This is a genomic window from Streptomyces anulatus (assembly GCF_000721175.1).
Lineage (GTDB): Bacteria > Actinomycetota > Actinomycetes > Streptomycetales > Streptomycetaceae > Streptomyces > Streptomyces anulatus_C.
The window spans coordinates 83,054-96,789 of sequence record NZ_JOEZ01000026.1; the positions used below are offsets into that span (position 1 = coordinate 83,054).

The window sequence follows — 13,736 nt, forward strand, 5'->3', positions numbered from 1 at the left end:
CCGGTGGGGAGAATTCGCCCTGGCTGGACTCTGCGACGTTCCCGGCGCCGTACGCAGGTCTGCGTGGAAGCCGCGGCCCGGGCCGGGCGACGCGAACGGCGGCTGCCGGCAGGCACCCTTCCGCCCCTGCCCCTGCCCCGGCTTCCGTGGTGATCGGGAGAGGGCTCCACCGAGGCGGCAGCCCAATCGGGCCGCGCCTCGCGGCTCGTTGCCCGGGAGGCGCGGCGCATCGTTCTGGCCGGTATCGCCGGGTCGCGCCCTGAGTCACATCCTGGGTCGCGTCCTAGGTCATGCCCCGGGTCGCGCCCTAGGTGTCATCCTGGGTTCCGCCGCAGACATGAGTCGACAGGTGCAAAACTCCAGCTCAGGGCGTGAATTCCGAGCCGCCACGCACGCCGACTACTTCCCTACAGGGCTAGTTGGCCAAGCATCAGCACGTGCGAAGGGGTACCAGAGGCCGGCGGTTGAGGAGGAATAGGAGCAGAGGAGCAGAACGGAGGAGAGCAGAGCAGCGGAGGAGAGCACACACGGAGAACGGACGACGAATGAAGGACGGACACAGAGACCAGCGAGCGGTGGAGACGACAGGTGCGGCATCGGACAGGGTGAGGCTGGAGGGGGTGCGACTGGCTGCGGCGGTGCGTTGGGTTGTGGCGGGTGGCTCGACGGCTGCCGGGCCCACGGGGCTTGCCACGGCGGCCGGGGGCGGTGCGGGCGGCCGGGGCGGCCGGGGTGCGGGCGGAGGCCCGCGAGCGGCGATTGTGCAATTGGAAATACTGATGGCCGCTCGGGGTGAGCGGCCAGGGGGGCGACGGTGCGGGGTGAAATCACCCCGGTTCGTGGCTGTCGGTGCGCCGGGGCATGGTGAGCACGAAGGCGAACAGGGCGCCGACGGCGCCGACGATCACGAGGGCGGTGCCGGTGGCGGAGCGCGCGCCGACCATGAGGCCGGTGCCGATCGAGCCCAAGGCGACGGCGACGCACGGCGCGCCCCACAGGAGGGCCCAGCGAGGCCACGGGGCGCGGGGGATGGTTCCGAACTTCTTCACGGTGTGAACCTCCGGGGTTTCGGTTTCGGGGGCGGTGGATTCACCGCCCCGACAGGATGCCTGAGCAGCACGGGGCGGGGGAGGTGATCTCGCCTTCACCTGCTGGAGGGGCGAGATCACCTCCCCCGCCGGGCGCGGTCAACCCGCCTTCAGCGCCCGGCGCGGCCGCCTGCGGCCGGTCAGGTTGATGCGCACGCGGGAGAGGGGGAAGGGCGTGTCGCAGACCATGCAGACCCTTTCCGTAGGGTTGTTGACGGTGTCGCACGCTCTGCACTTGCGCATGATCGAAGCCTCCTGAGGTGTGTCGGGCGGGAAAGGCGCCTGCGGGTGATCCAGTGAAGGTGACGGTCGTGGGGCGGGGAATCGAGGCGTCTCGCATGACCCCCCGCCCCACGACCCGTCAGCACTCGACCACGCCGTCCTGTCCGTGGAAGCGGTGGTTGCCGTAGGTGCGAGGGTCGAGGGGCGACGCGATCTTGACGGCTTCGCTGCGGCGGCCTTCGTTCTCTGCGCCTACTTCCGGGGCGGGGCGGCGCGTCAGGCTGGCGCCGAACGTGGCAGCGGTTGCGGAGGAGAGAAGCTGTCGGATGCTGCGCTTGCTGGCCACTGGAAACCTCCGGGAGTTGGGTGGGCGCTTGGCGCTCGCAGTGGTTGCCGCGCCAACAACTCAAATACTACAGCAGTAAATCCAGTTATGCAATCCATCGGGGCGGTGTCCACGCAGCGCCCTCGTGCGCAGGCCCCGCCTGAGGGCCTCGGGTGTGGACCGGCAGCCGTGTCCGGTGTCCGCGCGCACCCGGTGTGCCCGGTGCGTCACAGGCGAGAGCGGCTCCGCCTGACCTGCTTGGCGGCCTCCTCCGCGGTGCGCCGTTCACGATCGGCCTCGATGTCGGCCTGGGTCGCCCAGATGAAGTTGCCGGGTCCCACGTACAGGCTGAGGAGGGCGCCGCTGCGGATCGCCTCCAGCTCGGCGAGCTCGTCGGGCGCGAAGGCGCGGATCTTCCACGTGTCATCGGGAAGGCCGTTCATGCGCCCGGTGCGCCCGTACATGATGTCGAGCTCGTCGGCCGTCGCGACCTGCGCGGCCGGCCGGACCTTCCGGTTCAGGCAGGGCGTGCAATACGCCCCCGCGCGCCAGACGCCGGAGTCGGTGTGGTGCTCCAGGACGTGGGTCGCGGCGTTGAAGCACATGGCGGCGGAGCACTGTCCGCCGGGGCCGATTCCCAGTCCGCACGGCATCGTGATCTGCATGCTTGTCGCTTCTCTCTTCCGGCCGGGACCTGCGGTCGCAGGTCCCGGGTGAGGGTGATCAGACGGCGGGGGCCGAGCACACGCCCCCGCGCGCGGGGGCGGTCAGCTCTTGCTGCTGGACAGGTGCGCGGCGACTCGGGGGCCGAGCCTGCCGCCGACGATTCCGCTGAGGAACCCGATGATGAACTTGGCCATCGGGCCGTCGAAGGGGAGTACGAGCAGCGCGAGGGCGGCGAGCGCTACCGCTCCGGTGACGTGTGGGGCGTGGGCGGCGAGCGCAGTGGCTGAGCGGCGGGCGAGTGCGGTGCGATCCATACGGGAAACCCTACGGCAGTATTTCCAATTAACCAACTTAGTCATCCGGGTGTTACGGACTCTGCGGCGCGCCACCCTCCCGCGTTCCGGGATTTGTTACGTATTCTGCGGGTGTCGTGGTGGCTGCGGGGCTATTGTTACGGTGTCGACCCGACAGTCTGTTACGGGTTCTTGTGTTGCTGCGGCGGCCACGCCGCATCGGGATGCCTCGTCTCCTGGAGTGCTTTATGTCTGATCGTTCTGTACCGCCCGACGCGACGAAGGCGGAGCCAGGGCCCGTGTGGGCAGGCGCCGGCCCCGACGGCGCGCCCGAGGTGCTGCGCGTCTCGGTGGCGCGGACGCAGCTGTATCCCCTCGTAGACAAGGCACGAGACGGTGTCGTGACGGTCGTGACCAAGGGGACGGGGCGAACGGAGGTCCGGGCCGCCCTGGTGTCGCTGAAGTCGCTCGATGCGGCGGCGCGGGCGCAGGTCGGAGGATGGCCGTCGCTGTCCAAAACGGCTGCCCGGCCCAAGCTGGGGGACCTGGTGGCCGCGGCCGCGGGGAGCGGGGGCCAAGGCACCCCGGGGACGCCGCAGGTCCTGCTGGACTACAAGACGCCGGTTGCCGTACTGGTGAATGCCGCGCTGCTCCCTGACGACGGCGGCCCGATCCGGATTCCCGCGCCCGGGCGCCGACAGATCACGCTGTCGGTACGAGAGGTGACCCGGGACTGGACGTCGCTGCTGGACGAAGCCGAAGCAGGCGAGGTGTGGGTGGAGGTGTACCGGTCGCGGTCCACGACGGCGCCCCGCGCGGTGCTGATCCCCGTCGTGGCGCTGAACCCCGAACGTGCAGGCCTGCTCAAGACGTGGCCCGTGCACGACGCGGACGACGTCCTCGGCGAACTCGACGCCCTGGTCGAGGAGGTGGCCAAGCCGACAGCACAGGACGCTGCGCGCGGCGTGGTGGTGGCGCGGAACGGGAAGCCGCTCGCGGTCCTCATGGCTCGCAACGAGGCGGCCAGAGCCACCGCACACCAGCCCGGCGTGACACCGTCGGCCGATCACCTCCGGACCGATGCCGCGGCCCCGGAGGAGCTGTCGGCCGCGCCTGCCGACACCGGGTCTTCAGTCGCTTCGGTCGCTGTCGCGGCCGAACCTCCGCCCGGGGCCGACGCACCGCCTGCAGACCAGCCGACAGCCAACTTCGAGGCCGGAACCGGAGCGGTGAGCCGTCGGCCGGTGGCGGCCCTGGAGGCCGTCCTCCAGGAGGTGCTGGCCCCTCAGGGATCCGACACGCCGCCGACGGAGGCAGCCTGGTTCGGAATCCCCGCCCTGGACCGCGTCGTGGCCGGCCTGCAGCCCGGGAAGCTGACGCTGGTGGCGGGCGCCCCGGGCGCGGGTCCCTCACTGCTGGTGGCAGCCGCAGCGCGGGACACGGCGCTGCGCCGACAGCTCCCGGTGCTCTACGCGGCATCCGGTCTGACCCGCACCGATGTGGCGATGCGCGTCATCGCGGCGGAGGCCGGGGTGAACTACCGCGCCCTGCGCACCGGCCAGCTCACCGAAAACGAGCAGGACAAGGCGAACGGCGTGGGTGAACTGCTGTCGCGTCTGGGCGGAAACGTCTGGCACATCGACGACGGGGCCGGGCTGACCGCATCGGACATTGCCGAGGCCGCGCAGGACGTCGACGGGCTCGCCCTGGTCGTAGTGGACCGACTGCAGCGTGTCCACGACCCATCGGTGCCCCTGTCCGGGCGGGCCCTGCCGGCCGCAGCACAGGCGCTGACCCACGTGGCGCGACGCCTGAAGATCCCCGTCGTGGCCGCGGTCGACACAGACGAGACGCCCCTCGTCGAGGCGCTGGACGCCGACGTCACCCTGACAGTGACACGGACCGACGAGCGGGCAGAAGTCACCTACGCCGAACGCGACTTCGGAATCCTGGCGAGCACCGAGCTGCGGGCGGACCTGGCGTGTGCCCGCTTCACCGATCCGCTCGAGGCCGCGGAGCCCACGGCACCGCAGGCCGTCGACCCCAACCCGCCCACCCCGACCACGACGCCCAGCGCCAGCATCACGGACGAGATCGAGCACGAACTCCTTCAGGCGGCGCACCCGTTCATCTCCGGGGCAGCAGAAGGTATCGGCGCGCGACTGCGTGGCACGCTGTCCGCGCTCGGGCAAGCGGCCCGCACCGGGGACCATGGCGACCTGGGCGACCTGCGGACGTCGGTGGCCGACCTTGCCGCCCGCCACCCGACAGTCCCGGACACCAACGAGGGCCGACGCCTGGCAGCGGCACTGACCGCATACGCCGCCGCCCGCCCGCCGATGCCGCCCGCCGTTTCCGCGCCCCGCCCGGAACGCCCCACAACCCTGGCGCCGGACCCGCAGGACACACCGGCGGCCACCAAGGAGCTCGGGCCGGCGGAGGCCGAACTGGTCGCTGCGGCCCTTCCTCTGCTCACCGAGGCCGGGCCCTTGTCCCTCACTGCCCGATCCGCTCTGTCCCAGCTGCGAGACGCGCTCCGCACGGGCGACGACCAGGCCATCAAGGAGGCGAGGGCGCGGACAGCGTCCCTGGCCGGCCAGCGCCTGCGACTTCCGCACACCGAGGAGACACAAGAGCTCCGGGCTGCACTGGAGGCCTACGCCCGCGCTGCGGCCGCCGCCGGCATCACGCCGGCGGTCGTACCTGCACCCGCCGCCTCCCTGACGGTCCAGGAGCCGGCCCGGGACACCGAAGAGCACCAGATCCCCGCCGATGCTCCGTACGACCCGGACGAGGAGACATCGGCGACGTTCCAGGACACCACGGTGCCGCCGGAGGACACCGGCAACGTCCGGCGCGGTCGCACCTACACCTTCTTCACCAACAAGATCGCGGCCGCCGTGGACCAGGCGCTCCAGGAGACCAACGGCGACGTCGACGAGGCGATCAAGCTACTCAAGCGCAAGGCCGTGCCGGACGCTATGGCCCTGTTCAAGCTCTCCAGGGTCGGCGCCACATACGAGCATTCCGTGTACCCGGAGCCCTTGGAATTCCTCTCCAAGCCGTCACAGAAGGAATCCGACCAGATCTGGGAAGGGCGCCACAAGTGGCGCAATGAAGCCCTGCGAACCGCGGTGAAGAAGGGCATGCAAAAGCCGCTGGACGTGACGGCCCTCGACACCAACTGCGCCTACCTGTCAGCCTTCAAGACTCACCTGCCGATCGGCGCCCTGCGCCACCACACCCGCGGGTTCCTCCCCAAGGAGTCCGGCATCCACCGCGTTGACCACTTCGAATGGCCTCACGAGGACCTCCCGAACCCGCTGGGCGGACGGGTCGAGCCGGGCCCGTACCTGCTGGACGAAGCCACCGTCCGGCTCCTGATCCGCTGCAACGAACTCGGCCTATCCGCCCCGCCGAGGATTCTGGAATCATGGACCTCGGGCGGAACGGAAGCCCTGCTGGAGAAGTTCCGCCGAATCCTGAACGAGGCACGCACCAAGGCAATCCAGGAATCCGACAAGCCCACCGAGGAGTACGTCAAGGCGATGTACTCCCGATTTACCTCAACCATCGGTGAATCAGGAAAGAACCAGGAACTCCGGCGAGCCGACTGGGTCCACATCATCCGGTCGCAGGCTTTCGCGAGCCTCTGGCTGAAAGCCCACCGGGCCTATCAGGAAGGCCTTACGCTGGTGCAGGTCGCCGGCGTAGACGAGATCCACCTCGTCGGCGACTGGCAGAAGATTTGGAAAGAAGGCCGGATGCCCGGCGAGATGAAGAAGAAGCGCCTCTACACCCTCGGGGAGAACTAACCCATGCCGTACGACGACAGCGGCTGGAGGAATTTCGGCCGCCTCGGCGCGAACCGCTCCCCGGAGAACGTCCGCGGCGGCCAAGCGCTCGGCGCGGCCATGGAGGAAGCCCTGTCCCGGCAGATCCGCGAGGGTGGCATCCGCTCCCCGGTCACCACGAACCGCGGGTTGAACGCGCGGCTGAACTACCTCGACAGCGACGCCGGCCGGCAGGCCATGGCCGACGCCGGCATCGACGTGACACCGCGCACGATGAAGAAGTGGTTCGACGGCACGCAACAGCCACTGCCCGCGAACAAGGAGAAGATCGACACCGCGTACTGGAACCTGCGCACCGAGCGGTTCCTGAACAACCTGGGGGCCTTCAAGCAGCACCTGAACAACCGCGGCCGGGGCACGTCCATCGAGATCCACCCCATCAACCAGGATCTCGTCGACGAGCCCGCACGGCGCCGGAACCTCATGGGCGAACAGGCGCACCGATTCCTGCCGAACGTCCGCTACATCTGGGACGACGCGGTAGACGCCATGCGGGAGGGTGACAGCGAGAAGCTCGAGGAGATCTGGGACGACGTCATCGCCGACCTGGACAGCGACTGGGGTGCCTACACGTACGTCTCCTATGTGGGCCTCGGCGCCTGAGCGGTCCCGCGCTCGAGGTGCAGGCCGGCCGAAGGACATGGGAGCGGGGCGGGAGGCACTGCCTCCCGCCCCGCTCCCATGTCCTTCGGCTGTCAGTGGTTCTGTGGCTGCTCGGCGCAGCACGCGGAGCGCCAGCACACGCAACGGTGGCAGTCCTGGCAGTCCTGGGTTCGAGGACAGCCGCACCGGCAGTCGTGCGGACGGCACTGCGGGCGGTGTCCGGGCGTGGTGACGTGGCAGCGGACCGCTTCGAGGTTCCGTGCGGCCTGCGCCCGCGTCTCCTGGTCCTCACCGCGCTCGACGGCGTGGACCAGCCGCCAGGTGGAGATCGGCGCGGTCTCGGCTTCCACGCTGGTGGGGAAGGTGTCCTCGTCGACGAACCGGGAGGCGTCGTAGTCCCTGTAGTCGAAGTCCTGCACGCACACGACGTGAATCGTCCCCTCCGGCCGGAGGTATCGGCGGTAGTGGGGCTCGCGGTTGAGGCTGCCGGGGAAGGTCAGGTCGAGCGGCATGTCGGCTTCCTTGGAAACGGCGCGGCCCGCGCCGAAGGGGCGCGGGCCGCGCCCGGTACTGGGGCCCGGGCGGGGGAAGCCCGCCCGGGGCGGAATGGGGCGGGGGCGGAGGCGGCGCGTGCCGCGCGGTCATAACCGGTCGCGGGGCAACGGGTCGCCCGCGCGATGAGACACGTGGAAGCTGGCGGTCGCCGTGGACAGGAGATGCCTGATGCGCTGCTGCATGTCTGAACCTCCGGAGAAGTAGGGCGGGCCCGAAGTGGCCGACCCGATGAACCTTACCCTACAGCGATAAATCCAATTAAGCAACTAGAGCGGTAGCTTGCCGTACGGGTCGAGGACCACGTCCCCGCAGCCGAGATACCGGGCGAGGTCGTGGCCGCCCAGCGCCGCGATGCCGCCCAGGCCCTGACCGCGCAGGACGTCGGTGCCGACGATGAAATGAGGCCGGACCACCAACTCCCCCACGATGAGCTGATGAGTGCGGGCACTGCCGTAGTGGAGCGGGTGGTCCGCGTCCCTGGCATGGCCGCCCGGCTCGCTGACGCGGCTGGAGCCCACGAAGGAGACCGTCCCGTCCCCGGCCCGCTGGACGTACATCCAGGCGGGCACATGACGGGCGTGCGGGTCCAGGCGCAGGCCGGCCAGGGCGGCGTCGGTGGGGCGGAAGTCGTTCATGGGGTCCAATCGATCAGTAGGGGGAGGGCCGCTCCGCCAACTCGCAGTCGCGGCGCGGCCCTGATGGGCCGTGGGCGCGGCCGGGGCCGCCGGCGCCGGTTGCACTTGCTGTCGTGATGCCGCCCATAGCGCTCCTGCGAGTAGCGGTCGTAGCGCAGCGAGGCAGGGGCGCTGAGGTAGTCGGCGACCACCGCCGGCATGCTTCAAGGGGTCGCGGGCCGGGGCCCCGCCGCGCGGCGGGGCCCCGGCCCGCATGGGTCAGCTGACGCGACGGAAGGAGTCGGCGGCGTCCCGGGCGAAGTTGCGGTTGGCTTCGAGCCACAGGTGACGGCGGGCATCGGCAACGGGATTGCCCATGCCGCCCTCCGGACGCTCTGCTTCGAGCTCCGCCTTCGCCAACTGGCCGTGCCAGGTGGCCACGGCGTCGCGGCTCGACTGGAGGGTGTCGAGGAGGGCCTGCCACAGTCCGGTCTCGTACTGGGCGAGCGTGATGGCCTCGAAGAACCCGTCCATGCGGACGTTCTCAGCCGTCAGCTCCGGCGCCCGCAGCCGCTCCAACGAGGTGGTGCCCCGTCGCAGCGCGTTGGACTTACCCGCATGCGCAGCGGTCGTGAGCCTCTCCGCGTGCATCCGGCGGTCACGCTCGGCATGGACGTCGTTGGTGCGGGTGCTGCTCATGGGGGATTCCTTCCTGAGGGCGCTCGGGGAGGCTGTCGGGTGCGCCCGTCGGAGAGTCGGGCGGACTGGCTGACAACAAGCTCCACTCTACAGAAATAAATCCAATTAAGCAACTTGATTCGATGGGGGTTCGCGCCGCCGCACGGTCGGCCTGCGCCGGCTGGCCGCTGCGGCAGGGCCAGCCAGGACGGTCGAGGGGCTGCGGTGCGCCCGGTGACTCGGATCGGCTTGCGGCCGCGCATCGGCTACCGCAGCATCCAGAGGTCGGCGTAGGTGAGGACGGCCCTGCGCGGGCGTGTGCCGAGCAGGAGCTCAACCAGGACGTCGGCTTCGGTCGCGATGAGGGCGATGTCGAGGGAGCTGGGCAGGCGGGAGCCGTCCAGGATGGCGGGCAGGTGTTCGTAGACGAGCGGTCGGCCGAGTGCGTCACGGCGTTCGGCCAGCGTGCGGATTCGATCGGCGATCGTCGGTGCGGACGCGGATGAGGGCGTAGGGGTGGTCACAAGGCCTCCGGGGTGGTCGGGCCCGGTCCAATCATGATGCCTGCCCCGTCAGGGCAAGTCGTGGAGTCCGGGGCGATCCATGGTGATATCGAGGGTCGCCGGGTATCCAAGGGAAATGAACCACTCGGCGAGTCGGTGGTGTATCTCAGGAAGGTACCGGTGGGTGTGACCCAAGATGGACGTGTGCTCCTGCAGCACCCCCGCCATGACCGTGTCCCAGTGCAGTTGGCGGACCGCGCGCTCCACCGGCGAAGCAGCGCTATCGGGGCCGCCGTTGGCCGCCGTCCAGGCTTCCCGCTCCTCGTTGGTGGCCTCGAAGCCGCAGAAGCCCAGCTCTGCGAATAGGGCCCCCAGCTTCTTCGTGAGGCTCACGCCCGGGTCGCCGATCCATTCCTCACTGAACAGCTGATCCAGTGACCGACGCTCGCCAGGCCGATTTCCTTCCTCGCACCACATGCACTCGCCGGGTTCGGCCTCGGGGAGGAAGGCCAGGAACAGGCGGCGGATGACGAAGGTGTACGGATCGATCAGCGTGGGTCGCATCGGTACTCCAAGCGGTGAAGGGATGGGGGAGGCGGGGAGTGCTGACCAGCGTGCGAGCTGCCTGCGCCCCGACCTGACCTAAGCCTACGGCAGTAATTCCAATTATGCAATAGAGGGCTGACGTGTCCTTACCGCCTCGCGCCCGCCCGCCGTCCTCCTCGTGTGCCGTGCCGGCCTTGGCGGTACGGGTCAGGTGAGCAGGGCGGCAATGCGCTCCAGGGCGGCTGTGCGCTGGTGGGCGGTGTACTCGTTCTCGGTGGCAAGCACAGCCACGGACGGCTGTTGCCACAAGGGCGCCACGACGGCGGCGATTTCGCGCGCGGCGTGTTGCCAGTGCGGATCGGCGTCCGCGGGCATGAGAAACAGCGGGATCTGGAGGCTGGGCGGGTAGGGTTCGCGGTCCAGCGGCCCTGGCTCATGGGCGAGCTCGGCGGCCCGGGCGCGCACCGGCTCGGCCGGGCAGGCGCCGGTGATCTGTTCCGTGGACGGGGTGATGCCGGCCGCGGCGTACAACTTGGTCTCGGCTGCCGTAAGCCGGGAACGTTGGTGGATGTCCCTGCAGTCTCGCGGGTCTCCGGCCCGGTCGACCAGGAGGCCGTGCCTCCACACCATGCCGTTACCGAGCACGATCAGCGCCTGATGGAGCGCTTGTGTTCGGTTGCTGTAGGCGCAGGGGTAGCGGCCGATCAGGTCGGCAAGGGTTGCGCTAACGGGATCCACGTCATCTATCCGATCGGCGAAGGAGCCAGGGGGGCGGCGTGATGAGGGCTCAGCACGGTTCTGGTGGGCACCCACAAGCGGGGCGGGAGGCTGCGCTCCCGCCCCGCTTGACGCCCTTGCTTGCCGGAAGGGCGGGGTGTCAGTTGCGCTTGGCGCGGAGCTGGAGGGTGCGCGCGTAGTTCTGGTACCGGGCCTTGGCGATCACGGAGCGGTCCGTGGTCCGCAGAACGATGCCCTCGGGGCGGCCACCGGCGTCCGGGTCGAGGGCGACCAGGGTCTTGGACAGGTGATGGGTGAGGAAGGCCTGCATCTCATCGATGCCCGTGGGCAGTTCGCTGGCCGCGACCCTGGCCAGGCGGGGCGCCATCTCGATCTCCTCCTCTGACGCGGTCTCGGTGAGTTCGTCCTCAGTGTGGAAGTACTGGCCGCCGCCGTCGCGCCAGCTCGCGATCCGGGCCTGCGGGAGCTCCAGGGTCGCGGCGTCGATCTCCGCCACGTCGAAGAGGCGGTGCCCCAGTGTCGTTCCGCCGGTGTACTGCTTGCTCGCGGCGGTGATCTTGTTGCCGCCGTAGACCTCCAGGTAGTACACGCGGATGCCGTCAGCGGGTGCGCTGATCCGCTCGGCCAGCGGGCGGAGCGCCTCGACGATCCCGAGCTTGGGATTCCAGATCCTGTCGCCGCGTGCGTAGAGCAGTTCCTCCCGGCTGCCCAGGAAGTAGTCGCCGCCGGGGAGGGTGATGATCCGCGCGTTCGTCCCGTCGATCTTCTCGGTGAGGATGACGTCGCCGCTGAAGGCGGTCGCGGTCTCCAGCAGCCCGCCGCTGCGCGGATCGAGCTCGTGGTACGTGAGGATCGAGGGGTACTTGGTCGCTGAGTTGAGCGCGTCGAGATCGAGGTTCGCGAGAGCGGGCATGAGTGCTCCAGGTGGAGGGTGTCGGTTGGTGGACGGGGTGGGGTCGGCCGGAGTGTGTCGGCCGACCCCGAGAGATTTTCTAGCGGCAGCCGGGGTGTGAACCGATCACAGCCGACAGGCCCGACATGCCTTCTGTATGCAGTGCGTAGAGGGCGTATGCGGGGACCGCGAGGGCCGCGAGCCCGAGCAGGAGGCCCAGCACAATTCCGGCTGTGCGACCGATCACCAGCTTGTTCATTGAGACCTCCTGCTCGGGTAGGCGCGATCCTGAGGGGGGGCGGTGAGGCGACGAGCGTGATCACTCGCCCCGACGCCTCAAACTCTACCGCAGTAAATCCAATTAAGCAACGTAGCGCCCCCGCCCCCGTCGCCCTGGCCGTCCTCTTCTGCCCTCCCCCGCTCGCCGCGCGCGCCGGGTGTCCGCCTGCCTCGCCCCTCCTCCGCGCGCCGGGTGTCCGCCGCTCCCCGCCGTCCGCCGCTCCCCGCCGTCCGCCGCTCCGGCGCCGAGCCGGTCGCCGCTCCCCGGCCGCCGGCGCCGGCGGCCTGCCGGGCCGGCCGCGTCCCGGCGCTGTCCGGCTGCGCCCGGCTGCGCTGCGTCGGGTTGTGTCGGGCTGGGAGCTCGGGCTCCTCCTGGTGGTGGTGTGACTGTGCGCTGCTCCGCCATCGCCGCCCGTCGGCCCCGTGCGCCGCCCGCGGCCGCTCCCCGCCGACCCCTGCGCCGTCGGTGCGCCTGCGGCCCAGCCGCGCCGCCCGCCGGTCGCCGCTCCCCGCGTCCGCCGCCCGCGTTGCCGTCCGTCGGGTCTCGCCTCGCCGCCCCGGCTCCCCGGCCCCCGGCCCTCTGCGCGCCGCTCTGCCGCCCGCCGCCGCCCCCGGCTCCCGGCTGCGCCCGCCGCTCCCCGTGCGCCGCCCGCGCCGCGGGCGTGGGCGCGGGCTGGTCGGTGTCCGCGCCTGCGTGCCGTCGTCTGCGGCGCGGGCCGGGTGCCACCCCGCACGGTGCCCGTGTGTTCGTGGTCCTGGTGGTGTGGCTCCTCGCCGCGTTCCTGGCTCGGTCTGCCGTCGCGCCGGTCGCCGCCGTGCCGTCGAACCCGGCTCGGAGGTCCCGCTCGCCCGTCGGCCCGTGTGGTGCCGGGCCGGCCCCGTTCGTTCGCAGGCCACCAGCTGCGCCTTCTGGCCGCGGCCCGCCGCCCGGGCTGCGCCGCCTTCCGCCGCCGGCCGTCGGCCTCCAGCTCGAGCCGGAGGCCGACGGCCTCGCCGCGCTCGCGCCCTGCGGCCCCGACCGCGCGCTCGCCGTGCCGCCGGGGGCCCCGGGCGCCCGGCCCGTCCGCGTCCCGGTCCGCCATGCCGCCCCCGGCCGTCTGCCCCTCGCCGTGCCGCGCCCCGTCAGCCTCGTGGTCCGGCCGTCGTCCGGCCCTGGGCCCGGTCTGCGGCCGCTGGTGGTGTCCGGCCCGGCCCCCGGTCCCGGCTGGCGTGCTCGCGTGCGCGTCCTCCCGCCCGCCCCTCGACCGTCGCCGCCGGCTCCGGGCTGCCGGGCTAAGGCGTAATTCGCCTTTCCCGTCCGAGTGTTACGTGTTGAAATCTTGGGGGATTACGTAACAGGTTTTCGGGCCGAGTTTGTTACGCTTTATGGAGCGGCTTCTGACGGAGAATAAGCAGCGGCGCACACCGCATTGTTGCCGCTTTCTCTGATTTCTTGTCAGATTTCATCCCGGCAAGGCCCTGAAACCTCGTTTCAAGTGCCACCGACCCTTTTCTATTACTCTGGTGGTGTAGACCAGTTGTCAGCCGTCGCCGAGTATGGTTATGATGAACCGTCAGAAAGCAGCCGACGCCGACCCGCTTGCCACCCCCTCTTGTTGCTGCCATACTGTAACCACAAGAGAGCGGGCCCAAGGAGCCCGGAGGGCGACGCGGGGCCCACCGAAACACAACTACACAAGCCGCTGACCAGCCAAAACACCCCACCAACGGCACACAGCCTACTCAGCCGGCACTCCCACCGAACCACCAGCCACCCCCGCCGACCCTCACGAAAATCACAAAGAGTAGCGGCACCCGCCCCACCCTCTCCTCCAGCGTTGCGGAGCAACGCAACAGCATTCCGTCGCGAAGTGACGGCGCGTCATGTTGCCGGAGGCAAC

General features: G+C 70.3%; 15 protein-coding genes. 2 read left to right on the forward strand and 13 right to left on the reverse strand.

The genetic code is table 11. The features are described from left to right. Positions 1–827: 827 nt before the first annotated feature. The 5 genes from IG90_RS44410 to IG90_RS0127615 all read right to left on the reverse strand — a co-directional run bounded on the left by IG90_RS44410 (position 828) and on the right by IG90_RS0127615 (position 2,615). Entirely contained in the window at positions 828–1,049 is a 222-nt protein-coding gene (locus IG90_RS44410) for a hypothetical protein (protein ID WP_007494456.1), read from the reverse strand. Between the two features lie 138 nt (positions 1,050–1,187). Further along, positions 1,188–1,331 carry a hypothetical protein gene (locus IG90_RS44415; protein WP_157846352.1) on the reverse strand — a complete coding sequence of 48 codons (144 nt, stop codon included), beginning with the start codon at positions 1,329–1,331 and terminating at the stop codon, positions 1,188–1,190. A 118-nt stretch (positions 1,332–1,449) separates the two neighbouring features. Beyond that, on the reverse strand, positions 1,450–1,656 hold the full coding sequence (locus IG90_RS0127605) for a hypothetical protein (RefSeq protein ID WP_030590065.1): 207 nt from the start codon (positions 1,654–1,656) through the stop codon (positions 1,450–1,452). Positions 1,657–1,862: 206 nt separating this feature from the next. Further along, the gene (locus tag IG90_RS0127610) at positions 1,863–2,300 is read right to left on the reverse strand and encodes a hypothetical protein (RefSeq protein WP_030590068.1); all 438 of its coding nucleotides are present in this window, start codon (positions 2,298–2,300) and stop codon (positions 1,863–1,865) included. Between the two features lie 102 nt (positions 2,301–2,402). After that, positions 2,403–2,615 (reverse strand): hypothetical protein, encoded by a 213-nt coding sequence (locus IG90_RS0127615; RefSeq protein ID WP_007494464.1) that lies wholly within the window; start codon positions 2,613–2,615, stop codon positions 2,403–2,405. Positions 2,616–2,731: 116 nt separating this feature from the next. On the opposite strand from IG90_RS0127615, the gene IG90_RS42525 reads away from it, so the two are divergent. Both IG90_RS42525 and IG90_RS0127630 read left to right on the forward strand, forming a co-directional pair. Beyond that, complete coding sequence (locus IG90_RS42525; RefSeq protein ID WP_157846351.1) at positions 2,732–6,409, forward strand: DnaB-like helicase C-terminal domain-containing protein; 3,678 nt, start codon at positions 2,732–2,734, stop codon at positions 6,407–6,409. 3 nt (positions 6,410–6,412) lie between these two features. Further along, positions 6,413–7,051, forward strand: a complete 639-nt coding sequence (locus tag IG90_RS0127630) for a hypothetical protein (RefSeq protein WP_007494468.1) — start codon at positions 6,413–6,415, stop codon at positions 7,049–7,051. Positions 7,052–7,143: 92 nt separating this feature from the next. On the opposite strand, the gene IG90_RS0127635 is transcribed toward IG90_RS0127630, so the two are convergent. From IG90_RS0127635 to IG90_RS44420, 8 genes are all read right to left on the reverse strand, one after another. Beyond that, on the reverse strand, positions 7,144–7,563 hold the full coding sequence (locus IG90_RS0127635) for a hypothetical protein (RefSeq protein ID WP_030590071.1): 420 nt from the start codon (positions 7,561–7,563) through the stop codon (positions 7,144–7,146). Positions 7,564–7,872: 309 nt separating this feature from the next. Next, positions 7,873–8,241 (reverse strand): hypothetical protein, encoded by a 369-nt coding sequence (locus IG90_RS0127645; protein WP_007494475.1) that lies wholly within the window; start codon positions 8,239–8,241, stop codon positions 7,873–7,875. Positions 8,242–8,499: 258 nt separating this feature from the next. Next, a complete protein-coding gene (locus IG90_RS0127650; protein ID WP_030590074.1) occupies positions 8,500–8,919 on the reverse strand; it encodes a hypothetical protein in 420 nt (139 codons plus the stop codon). A 245-nt stretch (positions 8,920–9,164) separates the two neighbouring features. Further along, positions 9,165–9,422: a hypothetical protein gene (locus IG90_RS0127655; protein WP_007494479.1), complete on the reverse strand. Its 258-nt coding sequence runs from the start codon at positions 9,420–9,422 to the stop codon at positions 9,165–9,167. 48 nt (positions 9,423–9,470) lie between these two features. Continuing rightward, entirely contained in the window at positions 9,471–9,965 is a 495-nt protein-coding gene (locus IG90_RS0127660) for a hypothetical protein (protein ID WP_030590077.1), read from the reverse strand. A gap of 189 nt (positions 9,966–10,154) precedes the next feature. Then, a complete protein-coding gene (locus IG90_RS0127665) occupies positions 10,155–10,685 on the reverse strand; it encodes a hypothetical protein (protein WP_007494483.1) in 531 nt (176 codons plus the stop codon). 139 nt (positions 10,686–10,824) lie between these two features. Further along, a complete protein-coding gene (locus tag IG90_RS0127670; protein WP_007494485.1) occupies positions 10,825–11,598 on the reverse strand; it encodes an RNA ligase family protein in 774 nt (257 codons plus the stop codon). Between the two features lie 79 nt (positions 11,599–11,677). Then, positions 11,678–11,836 (reverse strand): hypothetical protein, encoded by a 159-nt coding sequence (locus tag IG90_RS44420; protein ID WP_007494487.1) that lies wholly within the window; start codon positions 11,834–11,836, stop codon positions 11,678–11,680. Positions 11,837–13,736 lie beyond the last annotated feature (1,900 nt).

Excerpts from the sequence above, each read along its gene's own strand:
- IG90_RS0127660 (WP_030590077.1), bottom strand. The coding sequence starts at position 9,965 with ATGCGACCCACGCTGATCGATCCGTACACCTTCGTCATCCGCCGCCTG.
- IG90_RS0127670 (WP_007494485.1), bottom strand. The coding sequence starts at position 11,598 with ATGCCCGCTCTCGCGAACCTCGATCTCGACGCGCTCAACTCAGCGACC.
- IG90_RS0127645 (WP_007494475.1), bottom strand. The coding sequence starts at position 8,241 with ATGAACGACTTCCGCCCCACCGACGCCGCCCTGGCCGGCCTGCGCCTG.
- IG90_RS0127610 (WP_030590068.1), bottom strand. The coding sequence starts at position 2,300 with ATGCAGATCACGATGCCGTGCGGACTGGGAATCGGCCCCGGCGGACAG.
- IG90_RS0127615 (WP_007494464.1), bottom strand. The coding sequence starts at position 2,615 with ATGGATCGCACCGCACTCGCCCGCCGCTCAGCCACTGCGCTCGCCGCC.
- IG90_RS0127630 (WP_007494468.1), top strand. The coding sequence starts at position 6,413 with ATGCCGTACGACGACAGCGGCTGGAGGAATTTCGGCCGCCTCGGCGCG.
- IG90_RS44420 (WP_007494487.1), bottom strand. The coding sequence starts at position 11,836 with ATGAACAAGCTGGTGATCGGTCGCACAGCCGGAATTGTGCTGGGCCTC.
- IG90_RS0127650 (WP_030590074.1), bottom strand. The coding sequence starts at position 8,919 with ATGAGCAGCACCCGCACCAACGACGTCCATGCCGAGCGTGACCGCCGG.
- IG90_RS0127635 (WP_030590071.1), bottom strand. The coding sequence starts at position 7,563 with ATGCCGCTCGACCTGACCTTCCCCGGCAGCCTCAACCGCGAGCCCCAC.
- IG90_RS44415 (WP_157846352.1), bottom strand. The coding sequence starts at position 1,331 with ATGCGCAAGTGCAGAGCGTGCGACACCGTCAACAACCCTACGGAAAGG.